Annotated in this window: 17 protein-coding genes; 3 read left to right on the forward strand and 14 right to left on the reverse strand. The window is 70.2% G+C overall.

Annotation, left to right across the window (positions count from 1 at the left end; translation table 11 throughout):
* Positions 1-2 precede the first annotated feature (2 nt).
* The 3 genes from CBF90_RS07615 to CBF90_RS07625 are packed head-to-tail and all read left to right on the forward strand — an operon-like array spanning position 3 to position 1,521.
* Positions 3-350: a lycopene cyclase domain-containing protein gene (locus CBF90_RS07615; RefSeq protein ID WP_064956711.1), complete on the forward strand. Its 348-nt coding sequence runs from the start codon at positions 3-5 to the stop codon at positions 348-350.
* Positions 347-649, forward strand: a complete 303-nt coding sequence (locus CBF90_RS07620; protein ID WP_023951198.1) for a lycopene cyclase domain-containing protein — start codon at positions 347-349, stop codon at positions 647-649. Before CBF90_RS07615 ends, CBF90_RS07620 begins: the two co-directional genes overlap by 4 nt.
* A complete protein-coding gene (locus CBF90_RS07625; protein WP_023951200.1) occupies positions 646-1,521 on the forward strand; it encodes a prenyltransferase in 876 nt (291 codons plus the stop codon). Before CBF90_RS07620 ends, CBF90_RS07625 begins: the two co-directional genes overlap by 4 nt.
* A 30-nt stretch (positions 1,522-1,551) precedes the next feature.
* Here the strand turns inward: CBF90_RS07625 and CBF90_RS07630 are convergent, their stop codons facing one another.
* The 14 genes from CBF90_RS07630 to rpsD all read right to left on the reverse strand — a co-directional run bounded on the left by CBF90_RS07630 (position 1,552) and on the right by rpsD (position 16,977).
* A complete protein-coding gene (locus tag CBF90_RS07630) occupies positions 1,552-3,120 on the reverse strand; it encodes an MBL fold metallo-hydrolase (protein ID WP_088380301.1) in 1,569 nt (522 codons plus the stop codon).
* A 98-nt stretch (positions 3,121-3,218) separates the two neighbouring features.
* On the reverse strand, positions 3,219-6,146 hold the full coding sequence (locus CBF90_RS07635) for a DEAD/DEAH box helicase (RefSeq protein WP_242435625.1): 2,928 nt from the start codon (positions 6,144-6,146) through the stop codon (positions 3,219-3,221).
* Positions 6,147-6,192: 46 nt separating this feature from the next.
* On the reverse strand, positions 6,193-6,603 hold the full coding sequence (nusB, locus tag CBF90_RS07640; RefSeq protein ID WP_023951206.1) for a transcription antitermination factor NusB: 411 nt from the start codon (positions 6,601-6,603) through the stop codon (positions 6,193-6,195).
* A 16-nt stretch (positions 6,604-6,619) separates the two neighbouring features.
* The gene (efp, locus tag CBF90_RS07645; protein ID WP_023951208.1) at positions 6,620-7,180 is read right to left on the reverse strand and encodes an elongation factor P; all 561 of its coding nucleotides are present in this window, start codon (positions 7,178-7,180) and stop codon (positions 6,620-6,622) included.
* 53 nt (positions 7,181-7,233) lie between these two features.
* On the reverse strand, positions 7,234-7,677 hold the full coding sequence (gene aroQ / locus CBF90_RS07650; protein ID WP_088380302.1) for a type II 3-dehydroquinate dehydratase: 444 nt from the start codon (positions 7,675-7,677) through the stop codon (positions 7,234-7,236).
* Positions 7,678-7,705: 28 nt separating this feature from the next.
* Complete coding sequence (gene aroB / locus CBF90_RS07655; RefSeq protein ID WP_088380303.1) at positions 7,706-8,782, reverse strand: 3-dehydroquinate synthase; 1,077 nt, start codon at positions 8,780-8,782, stop codon at positions 7,706-7,708.
* Positions 8,779-9,288: a shikimate kinase gene (locus tag CBF90_RS07660; protein WP_023951214.1), complete on the reverse strand. Its 510-nt coding sequence runs from the start codon at positions 9,286-9,288 to the stop codon at positions 8,779-8,781. Before CBF90_RS07660 ends, aroB begins: the two co-directional genes overlap by 4 nt.
* Entirely contained in the window at positions 9,285-10,496 is a 1,212-nt protein-coding gene (gene aroC, locus CBF90_RS07665; protein WP_023951216.1) for a chorismate synthase, read from the reverse strand. Before aroC ends, CBF90_RS07660 begins: the two co-directional genes overlap by 4 nt.
* Positions 10,497-10,500: 4 nt before the next feature.
* Entirely contained in the window at positions 10,501-11,361 is an 861-nt protein-coding gene (locus CBF90_RS07670) for a shikimate dehydrogenase (RefSeq protein WP_088380304.1), read from the reverse strand.
* Complete coding sequence (mltG, locus tag CBF90_RS07675) at positions 11,342-12,757, reverse strand: endolytic transglycosylase MltG (protein WP_088380305.1); 1,416 nt, start codon at positions 12,755-12,757, stop codon at positions 11,342-11,344. Before mltG ends, CBF90_RS07670 begins: the two co-directional genes overlap by 20 nt.
* 1 nt (position 12,758) lies before the next feature.
* Positions 12,759-13,229 carry a Holliday junction resolvase RuvX gene (gene ruvX / locus CBF90_RS07680; protein ID WP_088380306.1) on the reverse strand — a complete coding sequence of 157 codons (471 nt, stop codon included), beginning with the start codon at positions 13,227-13,229 and terminating at the stop codon, positions 12,759-12,761.
* Positions 13,226-15,889 carry an alanine--tRNA ligase gene (gene alaS / locus CBF90_RS07685; protein ID WP_088380307.1) on the reverse strand — a complete coding sequence of 888 codons (2,664 nt, stop codon included), beginning with the start codon at positions 15,887-15,889 and terminating at the stop codon, positions 13,226-13,228. The genes ruvX and alaS overlap by 4 nt, the downstream gene beginning before the upstream one ends.
* 67 nt (positions 15,890-15,956) lie before the next feature.
* Positions 15,957-16,259 carry a hypothetical protein gene (locus CBF90_RS07690; RefSeq protein WP_036304601.1) on the reverse strand — a complete coding sequence of 101 codons (303 nt, stop codon included), beginning with the start codon at positions 16,257-16,259 and terminating at the stop codon, positions 15,957-15,959.
* An 88-nt stretch (positions 16,260-16,347) separates the two neighbouring features.
* A complete protein-coding gene (gene rpsD / locus CBF90_RS07695) occupies positions 16,348-16,977 on the reverse strand; it encodes a 30S ribosomal protein S4 (RefSeq protein ID WP_023951228.1) in 630 nt (209 codons plus the stop codon).
* Between the last annotated feature and the right edge of the window lie 70 nt (positions 16,978-17,047).

Raw genomic sequence — 17,047 nt, forward strand, 5'->3', positions numbered from 1 at the left:
CGGTGCCGGGGTCGTACCTGATCGCCCTGCTCGTGTCGCTCTGCGGCGTCGGGCTGCTCGACCGGCGGTTCCGGCTCGCGTTCTGGCGAGACCGACGACGGACGGTGATCGCCGCGTTGCTGGGGACGGTGTTCTTCCTGCTGTGGGATGCCGTGGGCATCGCCACGGGCGTCTTCGTGAAGGGCACCAGTGCCGCGCTGCTCGGCATCGACCTCGCCCCGCATCTTCCGCTCGAGGAGCCGGTGTTCCTGCTGTTCCTCAGCTACCTCGCTCTCGTCGCCTACGGCGGAGCGCGGCGGTGGCGCGAGCGGACGGGCCGCGAGAGACGCCGAACGGATGCCGCGCCGTGACCTATCCCCTCATCGTCATCCCGTTCGTCGTCGCGACCGTCGTCGTGACCGCGCTATCGGCCCGGCGGCCGCGCTTCCGCGCGCGCATGGTCTGGTCCACAGCCGCCGCCGTCGTGCTCATCCTGCTGACGGCCGTCTTCGATAACGTGATGATCGCCGCCGGCTTGTTCACCTACCCGGAGGAGCACCTCAGCGGCATCCGGATCGGTCTCGCACCGCTCGAGGACTTCGCATACCCGCTGTGCGCAGCCTTCCTGGTGCCGGCCGTCGCGACCCTCTTGGAGAAGCCGAACCGATGACCGCCACCGCGCTCGCACGTCAGCTCCTCGTCGCCTCACGTCCCGTGAGCTGGATCAACACGGCCTATCCGTTCGCCGCGGCCTACCTCCTCACGACGCGCCAGATCGACGCGACGCTCGTCATCGGCACGCTCTTCTTCCTCGTTCCGTACAACCTCGCAATGTACGGCATCAACGACGTCTTCGACTACGAGTCCGACCTGCGGAACCCGCGCAAGGGCGGGGCGCACGGCGCGATCCTCGATCGCAGCGTGCACCGGGCGACGCTGTGGACAGCAGGTTTGTCGTGCCTGCCCTTCGTCGCCTACCTCGTCGCTGTGGGCTCGCCGCTGTCGTGGCTCGTCCTGGCTGCGAGCCTCTTCTTCGTCGTCTTCTACAGCGCTCCGCCGCTGCGACTGAAGGAGAGGCCGTTCGCCGACTCGATCACCAGCAGCATCCACTTCTTCTCCCCGGCGGCGTACGGGCTCGTGCTGTCGGGCGCCACCTGGACCTGGCAGCTCGCCGTCATCCTGCTGGCCTTCGCCGCATGGGGCATCGCCTCGCACGCCTTCGGCGCGGTCCAGGACGTCGGCGCCGACCGCGAGGCGGGCATCGCCTCCATCGCGACCGTGCGCGGAGCCCGGTGGACCGTGCGGTTCGCCCTGGCCTGCTACGCCCTGGCCGGCGCGCTCATGCTCGCGACGACGTGGCCGGGGCCGCTCGCGGCGCTCGTCGCCGTCCCATACCTCATCACGCTGTGGCCGTTCCGGAACATCACCGACGAGACGTGCGAGCGTGCGACCGCGGGCTGGGACCGTTTCCTCTGGCTCAACCAGCTCGGCGGCTTCCTCGTGACGCTGCTGCTCGTGTGGTGGTGGCTGATCACGACGTGATCGGCCACCACCCGTTGCGCATCGACGAGATCAGGCGGCGGAGTCGGTCGCGCTCGCGGTCTCGATGATGCGACTCGCGCGAATCGGGTGCCCCTGTGTGGTCAGGCAGCGCCCGGTCGCGAGATCCCACTTCCAGTCGTGCAGCGAGCAGGTGAGCACACCGTCCTCGATCTTGCCCGTCTTCGTGAGGTCTGCCCGCAGATGCGGGCAGCGCCGCTGCACCGTCCAGTCGCCCAGTTCGGCATCCTCGGTCTGATCCGACTGCTCGGCGTACCAGTTCTCGACGTACTCGATGCGATCGCGCGAAAGGCACTTGAGGAAGGTCGTCAGGAACTCGTTGAACTTGCCACTGCGACCGACCTCGAACTGCATCGAGAGGAAGATCGAGTTCGACCAATCGATCTCATGGTCGCGGATGTTCGTCGAGACGAGGTCAGCGGGGATGGTGTACCAGTAGATGCACTCCTCCCCCGCGTACTCGCGCACCTTCGCCTTCGGGAAATCGACCACCATGTCCAGCTCGCCGATGCGGAAGCGAACCATGCCGCCGACCCCGTTGCGGATGGTCCGGGCGCGCCGCAGGAGCGGCTCCCACCACTGCTTGATCGCGGCCAGCATCTCCTCCGGCGGCAGGATCGGGGCGCGGCGCTCGACCTCGGCACGGATCTCCTCCTGGCGGCTGTCGCGCTGCTCGGCGAGGTAGCTCCACTTGTCCGAGAAGATGCGCTCGATCTCGGCATCCGTGTAGAGCGTCTGCGTCACCTCGAGGGCGCCGTCGTTCAGGTCGACCTGCGTCCCGGGAACGAACAGATATCCCTTCTGGTCGGGTCGCTCTTCGGCCATGTGGGCCAGGAATTGCGCCTGGTCGGTGAAGATCGAGTCGTTCTGCTCGCCCCAGCCGTTGTACCGGAAGAGCTCCTCGCGCAGGAACATCGGCGGCCCGGCCATGGGGAAGACGTGAGGCGCGTCGACCTTGTCGATGTAGTACATGGCGCGCTTGTTCTGCGCATCGCGCTTGAGCTGTGCGAAGTTCTGCTTGGCATCCTGCGGCAGGTCGTAGACCATCGGCCACCAGATGGCGCCCGACACCTGCGTGAAGTACGCGTCGGGCTTTCCGAACGACATCAGCTTCTCGAGGTCGAGCGGGTGCGAGTCGTTCTGGTTCAGCACCGACCCCGTGCCGTCGTCGACCGAGAGCGACGAGTCGCCGATCGGTCCGTCGCTCGGCGCCCGCAGCGGCGTGACCATGACCTTCAGGTCGCCGAACTCGAGAGGCACGCCCGCCTGCGTGTAGATGATGTTGTCGTACCCCAGCTCACGCAGATCCCGTTCGAGATCGTCGGTCGGGTAATCCGGCAGCAGTACGCGGATGTCGGTGGGAACGTGCGCGCGCAGCAGTGCCGGGTCGAAGTGATCGCGGTGCCGGTGCGAGATGTACAGGAAGTCGGCGCGGCCGAAGCGTTCCCAGTCGAGTCCCCGGTTGTCGGGGAACGGGAACCACGAGCCGAAGAAGCTCGGTCCGACGACCGGGTCGCAGAGGATGCTGCCCCCTGCCGTCTCGATGAACATTCCGGCGTGTCCCAGGCCTGTGATGCGCATGACGATGACCTCCTGTTGCGACTGGTCGAGTCTACGTGAGGCCCCGGCGGAGGCCGGCCGCGGGGAACCGTGTCATTGCCGGGACGGATGCCGCCGGATCAGGCGAGCAGGTGCCGGATGTCGTCCGCGGTCAGCGCGTTCGAGAAGGCACCGTCCGCGTCGAGGACAGCGCTGATGAGACGCGCTTTGCGTCGCTGGAGCTGGACGACCTTCTCCTCGATCGTGCCTGCGGCGATGAGGCGATACACGCTCACGGGTCGTTCCTGCCCGATGCGGTGGGTTCGGTCGATCGCCTGCTGCTCCGCCGCCGGGTTCCACCAGGGATCGAGGAGGAAGACGTAGTCGGCCTCGGTGAGCGTGAGACCGACACCGCCGGCCTTGAGGCTGATGAGGAAGACCGGGTCGTCACCCTTCCGGAACGCGTCGACGACCGCCGCCCGCCGGGTGGTGGAGCCGTCGAGACGGACGACCCCGATGCCGTGCGCGCGCAGATCGGCCTCGACGATGTCGAGGAAGGACGTGAACTGGCTGAATACGAGAGCGCGGTGCCCCTCCGCGATGAGCTCGTCGAGACGGCCGCGCAACGCGTCGAGTTTGCTGGGAACGAGCCCCGGGCCGCCCGCATCCACGAGCGCGGGAGCGAGCGCGAGCATCCGCAGGAGCGTCAGCGAGCGGAAGACGATGAATCGCTGACTGTCGAGATCGTCGAGCAGCCCCAGCACCTTGCGTCGCTCCCGCTGGAGCACGCGCTCGTAGACCGCACGGTGTCCGCTGGAGAGCTCCACACGCACGTCCTGCTCCTGCCGCGGCGGAAGGTCGGCCGCCACGACGTCCTTGGTGCGCCGCAGCAGGAAGGGCTGGACACGCCGGCGCAGGCGCGCGAGCCGTCGCTCGCGCGCGGCACCGCCCTCGGCGTTCTCCTCGACGCGTCCGCGCTCGATCGGTGTGACGTACTCCTCGCGGAAGCGCCGGGCGGAGGGGAACAATCCCGGACTCGTCAGCGAGAGGATCGCCCAGAGGTCGGTCAGGCTGTTCTCCAGAGGCGTCCCGGTGGCCGCGAGGACGACGTCGGCGCGCAGGCCGAGCGCGGCGCGATGCACGCGCGTCCGAGGATTCTTGACGTACTGCGCCTCGTCGAGGACGACCGTCGACCACTCCTGCTCGGCATACGCGTGCGCGTCGAGACGCAGGAGCGCGTACGAGGTCACGACGACGTCCACCTCGGGCCGATCGAGCCGGACTCCCGCGCCGTCCACCACCGCGATGCGCAGCCCGGGCGCGTGACGGGCCGCTTCGTCGCGCCAGGCCGATACGACCGACGTCGGAGCCACGACGAGCGCTGGACGGCTCTCGCCGCGCTCACGCTCGCGCTGGAGCAGCGCCAGCAGCTGCAGGGTCTTCCCGAGACCCATGTCGTCGGCGAGGATGCCGCCCAGCTGAGCATCGCGGAGCGCCGCGAGCCACGCGAAGCCCTCGTGCTGATACGGCCGCAGGGTCGTCGCGATCCCCTCGGGGACCTCGGGGAGGGCGCGCCGCGGGCCCGCTGATACCGATTCGCGCAGACGATCGAGCGCATCCCGCCAGCGCGACGCGGGCTCGGCTTCGTCGGCGAGATCCTCGAAGTCGGTCCACAGCTGCAGCTGATAGCGGTTGAGCCGGGCACCGCCGGTCTCCCACTCCACCAGGTCGCGCGAGTCCTCGATGAGCTCACGGAGGCGGTCGAGCGCCGGGTGCGAGAGCGAGAAGTAGGCGCCGTCCGAGAGCAGCATCTTCTTGCGGCGCTGGGCGAGCGCGATGAACAGCGGCCGGAACGGCACGCGGCGCCCCTCGACCTCGACGTGCACGCCGAGCTCGAACCAATCGGCATCCGCCGTCTCGACCGTTCGCACCCGGATGCTAGGATCGCCCGACAGCTCGCGGTAGGACCGCGTCACGCCCGAGATCTCGACCCGGACCCCGTCCACGGCCTGCAGCGCGGGCAGGAGCTCGTTCGTGAACTCGGCCGCGTCGACGCCGGTCCGGGTTCCGCTGGGCGAGAACGGTCGCTCGGTAGCGCTCGCCCACGCTGCCTCCAGCGAGGTGCGAAGCTCGGGGTCGACCGATGACGAACCAGCGGCGCTCTCCCACGGCACCTGACCGACTCCGGGCACCTGCCACGCCATCGCATACGCCAGCTCGTCGCGCGGGCGCTGGTTCACCGTGACGACGATCGTCGTCCGCTCCGGTGCCGGCAGCCGCACACCGTGGCCCCCGATGACGGCCGTCTCGCGGGCCAGCTGCGGATAGGCCTCGCGCAGGAAGTCGGCGCGCTCCGCTTCCGGCACGGTGACCGGTCCGCCCGCAGCCAGCAGCGAACGCACGCCCGGACCGACGCCGGCCGGCGCGAAGACGATCTGGAGCGAACCGCCTGCCTGCTCGATTCCGTAGACCCCGACGTGGCCGATGGGACGCGCGTGCGCGGCGGCATCCCCTCCGTCGAAGCGCACGACGGGGCTGAGGCGCAGGCCGCCGTCGACGCCGTCGATGCGCACCTCCACCGACGCCGCATCGCCGAGTCGTACGTCCTGGTCTGGCCGGGTCGACACGATCGGGATCCCGAGAGCGGACGCCGCGCGAAGATGCGGCCAGAGCAGCTCGGAGTCGGAGCCGTCGAGGGTCAGCCACTCCGAATCGCCGTAGCCGCCCAGCAGCCGGGCGTCGTGCGCGATGCCGTACAGCGTCGAGAACCAGCGGGCGCGCGCCGGATCGACCCGCCAGGCGCCGCGGCGAAGCGACTCCCAGGTCTCGTCGCCCTGCACCCATCGCCCGCTCGTCGCGCTCCGCGAGAGCGGGCGCGCCGCCAGTCGGAGTTCGCCGTCGGACGTGGCGACGCTGCGTGCGGTGGCCGGGAGCACCCGCCGCGGGCCCCAGTGCGCCGTGCCCGCGCTCTCTCGCTGTCGCAGCTGCACGCCGAGGGCGACCGGGTTCTCCCCCGTCGTCGCGGGCGCGAGGACGGTACGCCACGACGGCGTCGTCCTCCCGATCACGGGTCAGGCCTCATAGGAGGATCCTCGCGCGTGCCTCCGACGTCGGTCAGCCCAGGCGCGCGACCCGGCCGAGCACGCCGTGCACGAAGGCACTCGACCCGTCGGTCGAGAACTCCTTCGCGAGCTCGACGGCCTCGTCGATCGCAACGGCCGCGGGGACGGCGTCGTTGTACACGATCTCCCAGACCCCGAGCCGCAGGATGGCCCGGTCGACCGCAGGCATCCGCGCGAGCGACCAGTCCTTCGCGAAGGTGGTGATCTGCTCGTCGATGTCGTCGCGGTTGTCGATGATCCCGTCGATGATCTCGCGCGCGTACAGCCACGACGCCTCACGTGCGGGCTCGAGCGCCGCGCGCTTGGCCTCGGCGGCGAGGGTCACCCCGAGGTCGTCGCCGCGGATGTCGGACTGATAGAGGATGTCGAGGGCGCGCTTGCGCGCCTTGGAGCGAGCGCTCATCGGACGAAGGCCGGCGTCAGTTCACGCGGCCGAGGTAGTCACCCGTGCGGGTGTCGACCTTGACCTTCGTGCCCTGCTCGACGAACAGCGGGACCTGGATCTCGTAGCCGGTCTCGACCGTCGCCGACTTCGTGCCGGCCGACGAGCGGTCGCCCTGGAGGCCGGGCTCGGTGTACGTGATCTCGAGGACGACCGAGGCGGGGAGCTCGATGTAGAGCGGGTTGCCGTTGTTGAGCGCGATCTGCACCTGCTGGTTCTCGAGCAGGTAGTTCTTGGCGTCGCCGACGGTGACGGCGGGGACGGTGATCTGGTCGTAGTCGTCGACGTCCATGAAGACGAAGTTGTCGCCGTCGTTGTAGAGGTAGGTGAAGTCGCGGCGGTCGACGTTCTCGATCTCGATCTTCGCGCCCGCGTTGTAGGTGCGGTCGACGGTCTTGCCCGACACGACGTTCTTCAGCTTGGTGCGCACGAAGGCGCCACCCTTGCCGGGCTTGACGTGCTGGAACTCGATGACGTTCCAGAGCTGACCGTCGATGCTGAGGACGACGCCGTTCTTGATGTCTGCGGTCGATGCCATGAGTGTGGAGTTCCGTTCGTGTGGTCGGGCGGCCGACGGGCCGAGGATCGATTCTACGCGAGGATGTCGAGCAGCTGTCGCGTCGCGCGCGCGTAACCGCCGACGCCCTCACCGATGACGTGCACCGAGGCGACGTCGGCGACGTAGGAGTGGTGGCGGAAGCTCTCGCGGTCGTAGACGTTGGAGATGTGGACTTCGGCCACCGGCAGGGAGACTCCCGCGAGGGCGTCTCGGAGGACGACGGAGGTGTGCGTCAGTCCGCCGGGGTTGATCACGATGCCGGTGCAGTCCGCGCGGGCCGCGTGGATGGCGTCGATGAGGACGCCTTCGTGATTGCTCTGCACGCAGCGCACGTCGACGCCGCGTTCCGCCGCCGTCGCGATGACGAGCGCCTCGACGTCGGCGAGGGTCTCGCGTCCGTAGATCTCGGGCTCGCGGGTGCCGAGAAGGTTGAGGTTCGGCCCGTTGACCAGCAGCAGGCGGCGGGGGGTGTTCACGCGCCCACCCTATCGACGACGTCCGGGCTCAGGCGCCGACCTCCTGGTAAGCGGCGAAGAGCAGCGACTCGTCGGGCGCCTGCAGCACGGTCGGCTTCGCGATGTCGTCGAGCACGATGAACCGCAGCATCGAACCCCGCGTCTTCTTGTCGCGCTGCATCGTCGCGAGCAGCTGACGCCAGGCACCCGCCCGGTACGACGTCGGCAGCCCGAGGGTCTCGAGGATGTCGCGGTGACGCTGGGCCGCGGCATCCGGAAGCCGCCCCGCCAGCCGCGACAGCTCGGCCGCGAACATCATCCCCACGGAGATCGCGGCCCCGTGACGCCACTGGTAGCGCTCCGCGTGCTCGATGGCATGCCCGAGCGTGTGCCCGTAGTTGAGGACTTCGCGCAGCCCCGCTTCGCGCAGGTCCTCAACTACGACTTTCGCCTTCATGTCGATCGCGAGCTCGATGCTGCGCCGGAACGCGTCGCTGTGAGGGTCGACGGCCGACTCGGGATCCGCCTCGATCAGGTCGAGGATCTCGGGGTGCCAGATGAAACCGGCCTTGACGACCTCCGCGAAGCCGGCGACGCGCTCGTTGCGCGAGAGCCCGTCGAGCAGGTCGAGGTCGCAGACCACGGCGACGGGGGGCCAGAAGGCACCCACGAGGTTCTTGCCCTCCGCGGTGTTGATCCCCGTCTTCCCGCCGACGGCCGCGTCGACCATGCCGAGCACCGTCGTGGGCACCTGGACGACCGCGATGCCGCGCAGCCACGTCGCGGCCACGAAGCCGGCGAGGTCGGTCACCGCCCCGCCGCCGAATCCGACGACGGCATCCGTCCGCGTGAAGTCCGCCTGGCCCATGACCTGCCAGCAGAAGGCGGCGACCTCGACGCGCTTGCCCTGCTCGGCGTCGGGGATCTCCGCCAGCAGCACCTGACGGTCGCCGCCGAGGGTCTCGCGGAGGCGCTCGGCCTGCGCCGACAGGGTCGGGGGGTGCACGATGAGGACCTTGCGCGCGGCCTCGGGCAACACCGAGCCGACGAGCGGGAGGATGCCGCGCCCGATGGTGACGTCGTAGGGCGCGGCGCCCCCGACGGTGATGACGGTGGTGTCTGTCATGACGTCCCCTCCTGCGCCCACGCCGCGACGGCGTCGACGATGTCCTGAATCCGGCCGGTGGATGTGTCGAAGCGTGCGTCGGCGAGCTGCTCGTAGAGTTCGCGCCGGCCCTCGGCGACCTCCCGCCAGCGCTTCACCGGGTCTTCGCCCTGGAGCAGCGGGCGCGTGGTGCCGGCCAGGCGGGAGGCGATCGTCTGCTCCGAGACGGTGAGCAGCACGACGCGGTGCGAAGCGACGTCGCTCCGTGTGTCGGGGTGCAGCACCGCTCCGCCGCCGAGGGCGACGACGCCACCACGCGCGAGCGCCTCGGCGACCGCGAGACGCTCCAGCTCGCGGAAGCGCTCTTCGCCGTGCTCCGCGAACAGCCGCTCGATAGGGCCGTGGTCGCGGACGACGAGAGCGTCGCTGTCGGTGAACGTCGTGCCGAGGACGCGCGCCAGCTTCTTGCCGATGCTCGACTTGCCCGCGCCCATCGGCCCGATCAGGACGATCGCCGGGGCGGTCATCCGATCGCGTCGTCGCTCAGCGCCGCCGAGCGCAGCGTCTCGGGGATCGCCGCGAGGTACCCCTCGAGATTGCGGCGGGTCTCCGCGACGTTGTCGCCCCCGAACTTCTCGAGCACGGACTCGGCGAGCACGATCGCCACCATGGCCTCGGCGACGACGCCCGCCGCCGGCACGGCGCACACGTCGGACCGCTGGTGGTGGGCCGTGGCCGCATCGCCCGAGGCGACGTCGACGGTGCGCAGCGCCTTCGGCACGGTCGCGATCGGCTTCATGCCCGCACGGACGCGGAGGACGGTGCCCGTCGACATCCCGCCCTCGGTGCCGCCTGCCTTGTCACTGGAACGCGCGATGCCCGCGTCGGTCGCGAACAGCTCGTCGTGCGCCGCCGAGCCACGACGACGCGTGGTCTCGAAGCCGTCGCCGACCTCGACGCCCTTGATCGCCTGGATGCCCATGAGCGCCTGCGCGAGCTTCGCGTCGAGACGGCGGTCCCACTGCACGTGCGAGCCGAGCCCCGGCGGCAGCCCGTACGCGAGGACCTCGACGATCCCGCCCAGCGTGTCGCCGTCCTTCTTCGCAGCGTCGACCTCGGCGACCATCGCGGCAGAGGTCTCGGCGTGGAAGCACCGCAGCGGGTCCGCGTCCAGCGCGTCGACGTCGTCGGGCGTCGGCAGCGCCGAGCCGTCGGGAACCCGCACGGGACCGATCGAGAGCGTGTGGCTGACGAGCCGGATGCCGAGCTCGTTCAGGAACGACCGGGCCACCGCCCCCAGAGCCACGCGCGCGGCCGTCTCGCGCGCGCTCGCACGCTCGAGGATCGGGCGGGCTTCGTCGAACCCGTACTTCTGCATCCCGACGAGATCGGCGTGGCCGGGGCGGGGGCGCGTCAGGGCGGCGCCCCGTCCGCGTGAGCGTTCCGTGAGCTCGATCGGCTCGGGGCTCATCACCTCGACCCACTTCGGCCACTCGGTGTTGCCGATGCGCAGGGCGATCGGGCTGCCGAGGCTGAAGCCGTGTCGGACGCCCGTCGAGATGGTGAGTTCGTCCTCCTCGAACTTCATGCGCGAGCCACGGCCATAGCCGAGCTTGCGCCGAGCGAGGTCGGCCTGGATCGCGGCGCGCGAGACGGGCACGCCGGCGGGGAGGCCCTCCATGAGGGCGACGAGTTCGGGGCCGTGCGATTCGCCGGCCGTGAGCACGCGGAGCATTCGTCTATCCTCCCATGAGCGACCGGCGCATGACGGCGACGACGTCCTCCTCGCCGGTCAGCGGGTCGTCGGGCGAGCCCGAGGCGAAGATGCGGATCTGGAGCACCGCCTGATGGAGCAGCATGGTCGCGCCCGGATGGGCCGGCTGTCCCGCCGCGAGCCAGGCGTGTCCGAGTGCGGTGGGCCACGTGCCGTAGACGACGTCGTAGAGCGTTCCGCCGGTCGCGGCGAGCCGCTCGGCGTCGGGGTCGGAGACCGGAGCATCGCCCGGCAGGGTCGATACGGTCAGCTCGACCTCCCCCGCGGGAGCATCGAGCGGCGACACGGTCGTCGGAATGCCCCGGCTCGCCGCGAGCGCGAGCAACGGGTCGGCCGCGGCGGGGCGTCGTGCCGTGATCTCGATACGACCGACGCCGATGCGCTCGAGGGCGAGGAGCGCCGACGTCGCCGTCGCGCCGGCACCGACGATGCGGGCACGGGGCGCAGCGGCGGACCCGATCTCCGTCAGTGCGGCCGCCAACCCGCCCACGTCGGTGTTGAACGCCGCCCAGCCGTCGCCGGAGCGGACGAGCGTGTTCGCCGCGCCGGTCGCGGTCGCCGCGGCATCCCGCGTCCGAGCCGCGTCGTGCGCGAGCGTCTTCAACGGCATCGTCAGCGACAGTCCCCGCCACTCCGGCCCGAGCGCCGCCAGCTCCCGAGCGAACGACGACTCGTCGACGCGCCGCCGCCCGTACCGCCATGGCAGACCGAGCCGGTCGTACGCCGCGGTGTGGAGAGCCGGCGACAGGCTGTGACCGATCGGCGAGCCCCACACCTCGAAGCGGCGCGGCTCTCCCGCAGACGGCTCAGCAGCCGCGGTTGTCATTCGCGTCGCACCATGCGTGCCACTGCTCGATGCCGGCCTGGTGCTCCTCGTAGGTCGCAGAGAAGATCGTCTCGCCGGTGTCCATGTTCCAGGTGACGAAGTAGAGCCACGGCCCGTCCGCGGGATGCATGGCGGCGTCGATCGCCTCGTCGCCGGGATTGGCGATCGGCCCGGCCGGCAGCCCGGCGCGGACGTAGGTGTTCCACGGGTTGTCGTCCTCGAGCGCCTCCGCCGACGAACTGACCGTGCCGTCGTGCATCTCGTTGTAGCCGTACTGCGCCGTCGAGTCCATCTGCAGGGGCATGCCGTCCGCGAGACGGTTGGCGATGACGCGGGAGACCTTGTAGAAGTCGTCAGACAGACGCGCCTCGCGCTGGATGATGGACGCCGTCGTGAGGATCTCCTCGCGGCGCTCCTGCGGCACTCCCGCGGCGTCGAGCGACTCGATCGTCCGGTCCACCATCGTCCGCACGATGTCGGTGGCCGACAGGCCCGGATCGAACTGATAGGTCGCCGGGAAGAGCCAGCCCTCGAGCGAGGCGGCGGCGACACCGTAGGCAGAGGGGTCGGCGACCGCGGCGGTGAAGTCCGCCGCCGGCATCCCCGTCCCCTGGGCGAGCACCTCGACGGTCTGGTCCAGCGTCAGCCCCTCCCGCAGCTGCGCCGCGTTCTGGCGCTTGCTGGTCGGGTCGAGGATGAGGGCGAGGGCCGCCTCCGAGGTCATCCGCTGCTGCAGCGCGTACACGCCGGGCTGGAAGGTCGGGTTCTGGGCGGTCGCGATGAGGTGGTCGTAGAACGCCGTCGGCGTCTTGGTGACGCCCTGGTCGAAGAGCGTCTGAGAGATCGTGGATCCGGTGTCACCGTCGACCACGGTGACCAGCACCTCGCCCGTCGCCTCGCCGGGCTCGAAGTCCTTCGGCTCTTCCCAGCCCATCACGGAGCGGATCTGCGTCTCGTAGGTGCTCCAGACCCACGCGGCGCCGGCACCGATACCTCCGATGATCGCGAGGATCACGATCAGCACGACCCACTTCGCGATGCGGCTCTTCTTCCGGTCGCGGTCGTGGCGGCTGGGAACAGCCCCCACCTCGTGCGTGCTCACTTCTCCCGTGAACAGGGCGTCGAGCGTGCCGACCGCAGGCGCAGCGGCCCTCGGCGCCTGCGCATACGACGGCTGCTCGCCCTGAGCCCGATCGCGGGACGCCGTCGCGTGCACCGATCCGAGGTGCTCGGCAGCGGAGGTCGGGACGTGCTCCGGGCGCGGAGCCTCCCCGGTGCGCGGGGATTGCTCGGGACGCGCTGCACCACCCGGCGAGGATGCCGGACTCTGGGCGGCCGCACGCGCGGCGCGTCGGCTCGTCGGGACGGCGTTGTCGTGCGGCGGGCGATCAGTCATGTCAGGGGTGCTCCTGCGAGGATGCGACGGAAGCGCCGGGCGGGTTACCGGTGCTCTTCTCGACGTCGAGTGCCTGCTGGAGGAGCACTACGGCGGCGACCTGGTCAACAATGCTACGAGACGATCGCTGCGATCGGCCCGAACCGCGCAATGCGCTGTGCGCGCTGACGGTGCTCAGCCGCTCGTCGACGAGACGGACGGGGTGCCCCGCAGCGGCCAGAGCCTCGGCGAATCCGCGAGCGTCGGCCGTCGAAGCCGTCTCCCGTCCGCTGAGGGCGACCGGCAGGCCGACGACGAGCTCCACCGCGTCGTACTCCGCCGCGAGCGCGCTGATGCGCGCCACGTCGCCCTCACCGCGCGGCACCGTCTCGACCGGTACCGCGAGCAGTCCGTCTCGGTCGCACCGTGCGACGCCGATGCGGGCGGTGCCCACGTCGACGCCGAGGCGCACGCCCTGGCGGAATCCGCTCACAGGCCGCTCGCCGCGTCGCGGACGGCGCGGAGGGCCGCGGGCAGCGCCGCGGCGTCCGTTCCGCCGCCCTGCGCCACATCGTCACGTCCGCCACCGCCGCCACCGAGAGCGGATGCCGCGGCCTTGGCGAGCACGCCGGCCTTGGCACCGGCAGCGCGTGCGACGTCATTGGTCGCGACGACCACCACCGGCCGCTCCCCCACGACGGCGCCGAGCGCGACGATCGCCGCCGCGTCGGCCCCGAGCCGATCGCGTACCTGCAGCGCGAGGGTGCGCACGTCGTCCGCCGACCCCGCTGACCCCAGCGACTCGGCGACGATCTGGAACGGCCCCGCGGCAGCGGCCGCCGACACGAGCTGCGGCAGCCGGTCGGCGAGGGCGCGGGCCTCGAACTGTGCGATCCGCTTCTCGGCGGCCTTCAGGCTCGCGGCCAGCTCGGCCACGCGCGCGGCGAGCTGGTCGCGCGGCGTCTTCAGCGAGCTCGTGAGCTGCGAGACGATGGCACGTTCGGCGGCGAGCTCGCGGAAGGCATCCTGGCCGACGAGGGCCTCGACGCGCCGGTTCGACGCACCCACCGACGACTCGCCGATGAGATTGATGAGACCGACCTCGGCGCTCGACGACACATGCGTCCCCGCGCAGAGCTCGCGAGACCACGGGCCACCGATGTCGACCATGCGGACGGTCTCGCCGTACTTCTCGCCGAACAGCGCCATCGCGCCCGCGGCCTTCGCCTCGTCGAGCGACATGATCCGGGTCGTGACCTCGAGGTTGTCGCGGACGGCGTTGTTGGCGATCTCCTCGATCTCGGTGCGCGTCTCGGGCGAGAGGGCCTGACCCCACGAGAAGTCGAAGCGCAGGTAGCCGGCGCGGTTGAGCGAGCCGGCCTGTGTCGCGCTCTTGCCGAGCGTGTCACGCAGTGCCGCGTGCACGAGGTGCGTCGCGGAGTGGGCCTGCTGCGCAGCGCGGCGGTTCGCGGCATCCACCACCGTCGTGGCGGCTTCACCCACGGCCACTTCGCCGGTCGTGACCTCGACGGTGTGGCTGACGAGACCGGGCACCGGCTTCTGCACGTCGAGGACCTCGAGCTCGTAGCCCGGGCCCACGATGACGCCCTTGTCGGCGACCTGGCCGCCGGATTCGGCGTACAGGGCCGTCTCGGCCAGGATGACCTCCACGATCTGGCCCTGACTCGCGCGGTCGACGGAGACACCGCCGACCAGGATGCCGAGCACCCGGCTGCCGGTCTCGAGCTCGGTGTAGCCCGTGAACACCGTCTCACCCTGAGCGCGGAAGTCGCGGTAGACGCTCGTGTCGGCGAGCTGTCCCTTGCGGGACCGCGCGTCGGCCTTGGCACGCTCGCGCTGCTCCTGCATGAGCGAGTCGAAGGCCCCCCGGTCCACGCTGAGACCCGCCTCCTCGACGATCTCGAGCGTCAGGTCGATGGGGAACCCGTAGGTGTCGTGCAGCAGGAACGCCTGTGCACCGCTCAGCTCGCCCGCGCCGGCCTGCTTGGCCTGTGCGACGGACTCGTCGAGCAGCTCGGACCCCGCGGCCAGCGTGCGCAGGAAGGTCGCCTCCTCGGCGAGGGCGTACTGCGAGAGCCGCGCGTAGTCGGTCTCGACGATCGGGTAGGCCTCTTTCATCGCGTCGCGGGACGCGGCGAAGAGCTCGGCGAAGCTCGGTCCCTCGACGCCCAGCAGGCGCATCGATCGGATGGCCCGACGCATCAGACGACGCAGGATGTAGCCCCGGCCGTCATTCGACGGGGTGACGCCGTCGGAGAGCAGCATGAGCGACGACCGCACGTGATCCGCGATGACACGGAAGCGCACGTCGTCCTCGTGGTCGGCGCCGTACGTCTTGCCCGACAGCTCGACCGCCTTGTCGAGCACGGGACGCACCTGATCGGTCTCGTACATGTTGTCGACGCCCTGCTTGATGAAGGCGACCCGCTCGAGTCCCATGCCGGTGTCGATGTTCTTGTTCGGCAGCTCGCCGACGATCGTGAAGTCGTACTTCGAGCGCACGTCGGCGATCTCGTACTGCATGAACACGAGGTTCCAGATCTCGACGTACCGGTCGTCGTCGGTCGCCGGGCCGCCGTCGATGCCGTACGCGGGGCCGCGGTCGAAGAAGATCTCGGAGCACGGACCCGCGGGACCGGGCAGCCCGGTGCTCCAGTAGTTGGTGTCCTTGCCGAGACGCTGGATGCGCTCATCGGGCAGCGTCGAGTGCTTCAGCCACAGCTCACGGGCCTCGTCGTCCTCTTCGTAGACCGTGACCCAGAGATCCTTCGGATCGAACCCGAGGCCGCCCTCCGACTCGGGGCTGGTCAGCAGTTCCCACGCGAACGAGATGGCGCCCTCTTTGAAGTAGTCGCCGAAGGACCAGTTGCCGAGCATCTGGAAGAACGTGCCGTGACGAGGGGTCTTGCCGACCTCCTCGATGTCGTTGGTGCGGATGCACTTCTGCACGTCCGCGGCGCGCGGGTAGGGAGCAGGCACATCGCCCGAGAGGTACGGGATGAAGGGGACCATGCCCGCGACGGTGAACAGCAGCGCGGGGTCATCGGTGACGAGCGATGCGGAGGGCACGATCGTGTGCCCCTTCTTCTCGAAGTAGTCCAGGTAGCGCTGGGCGATCTCGGCGGTCTTCATCGGGTTCCTTCGGCAGGCAGGCATCGGCGTCGCGCCCCGGGGCGCGACGCCGCAATCGGGTCGGGTATCAGTCTGAGGAGTCGGCGGCGCTCTTGGCCTTGGCGACGGCGTCCCGCGCCGCGTCCGCGACGTCGGAGGCGGCGTCTGCGGCCGAGTCGAGGGCGTCGGATGCCGCGCCCTTCACGTCCGCCGCGAGACCCTCGATGCGGGCCTCCTGCTCGCGGTAGGCATCGCCGATCCGGTCGGCGAACTCGGAGATCCGCGCATCGACTTCGGCGAGCATCTCGTGACCGCGCGGATCCTTGTTGACCACGTGCGCGGCGACGAAACCGCCGGCGACGCCCAAAACGAACCACAGCGCGTTCTTCATGGCATCCATGTTAGGTGCAAAGCACGAAGGGCGCCGGGAGAACCCGACGCCCTTCGCGGCAGTGCTGAGACTCAGCGAGCCGTGCGACTCAGCGCGCGGCGTAGTACTCGACGACGAGCTGGACGTCACACGTGACGGGCACCTCGGCGCGCTTCGGGCGACGCACGAGGCGCGCCTGCAGCTTGTCGAGCTCGACCTCGAGGTAGCCCGGGACCGGGGGCAGGACGTCGGCGTGACCACCGGCGGCTGCAACCTGGAAGGGCTCGAGCGACTCGCTCTTCTCCTTGACGTGGATGAGCTGACCCGGCTTCACGCGGAACGACGGGCGGTCGACGAGCTGGCCGTCGACGAGGATGTGACGGTGCACGACCAGCTGGCGGGCCTGTGCGGTCGTGCGGGCGAAACCGGCACGAACGACGAGCGCGTCCAGACGCATCTCGAGCTGCTCGACCAGGTTCTCACCGGTCAGACCGTCCTTGCGGCGGGCCTCGTTGAACTGGATGCGCAGCTGCTTCTCCCGAATGCCGTACTGCTCGCGCAGACGCTGCTTCTCGCGCAGACGGACGGCGTAGTCGCTGTCGGCCTTGCGCTTGGTGCGGCCGTGCTCGCCCGGAGCGTAGGGACGCTTCTCGAGGTAGCGGGCGGCCTTCGGGGTCAGCGCGACGCCGAGGGCGCGCGACAGACGGACCTTGCGGCGGTCCTGAGACTTCGTGGTCACGAAGCTCTCCTTCCGATGACGTGGTCGCGACGTTCACGACTCACGGACGTATCTCCGCCTCCTCGCCCGT

The sequence above is a fragment of the Microbacterium sp. AISO3 genome, assembly GCF_002204305.1.
Classification (GTDB): Bacteria; Actinomycetota; Actinomycetes; order Actinomycetales; family Microbacteriaceae; genus Microbacterium; species Microbacterium arborescens.

Bases quoted from the DNA above. Each gene is read 5' to 3' on its own strand.
- mltG (WP_088380305.1), bottom strand. From the start codon at position 12,757: ATGACTGATCGCCCGCCGCACGACAACGCCGTCCCGACGAGCCGACGC.
- aroC (WP_023951216.1), bottom strand. From the start codon at position 10,496: ATGCTCCGCGTGCTCACGGCCGGCGAATCGCACGGCCCCGAACTCGTC.
- nusB (WP_023951206.1), bottom strand. From the start codon at position 6,603: ATGAGCGCTCGCTCCAAGGCGCGCAAGCGCGCCCTCGACATCCTCTAT.
- aroB (WP_088380303.1), bottom strand. From the start codon at position 8,782: ATGACAGACACCACCGTCATCACCGTCGGGGGCGCCGCGCCCTACGAC.
- CBF90_RS07690 (WP_036304601.1), bottom strand. From the start codon at position 16,259: ATGAAGAACGCGCTGTGGTTCGTTTTGGGCGTCGCCGGCGGTTTCGTC.
- alaS (WP_088380307.1), bottom strand. From the start codon at position 15,889: ATGAAGACCGCCGAGATCGCCCAGCGCTACCTGGACTACTTCGAGAAG.
- efp (WP_023951208.1), bottom strand. From the start codon at position 7,180: ATGGCATCGACCGCAGACATCAAGAACGGCGTCGTCCTCAGCATCGAC.
- CBF90_RS07630 (WP_088380301.1), bottom strand. From the start codon at position 3,120: ATGCGCATCACAGGCCTGGGACACGCCGGAATGTTCATCGAGACGGCA.
- CBF90_RS07660 (WP_023951214.1), bottom strand. From the start codon at position 9,288: ATGACCGCCCCGGCGATCGTCCTGATCGGGCCGATGGGCGCGGGCAAG.
- CBF90_RS07625 (WP_023951200.1), top strand. From the start codon at position 646: ATGACCGCCACCGCGCTCGCACGTCAGCTCCTCGTCGCCTCACGTCCC.
- CBF90_RS07670 (WP_088380304.1), bottom strand. From the start codon at position 11,361: ATGACAACCGCGGCTGCTGAGCCGTCTGCGGGAGAGCCGCGCCGCTTC.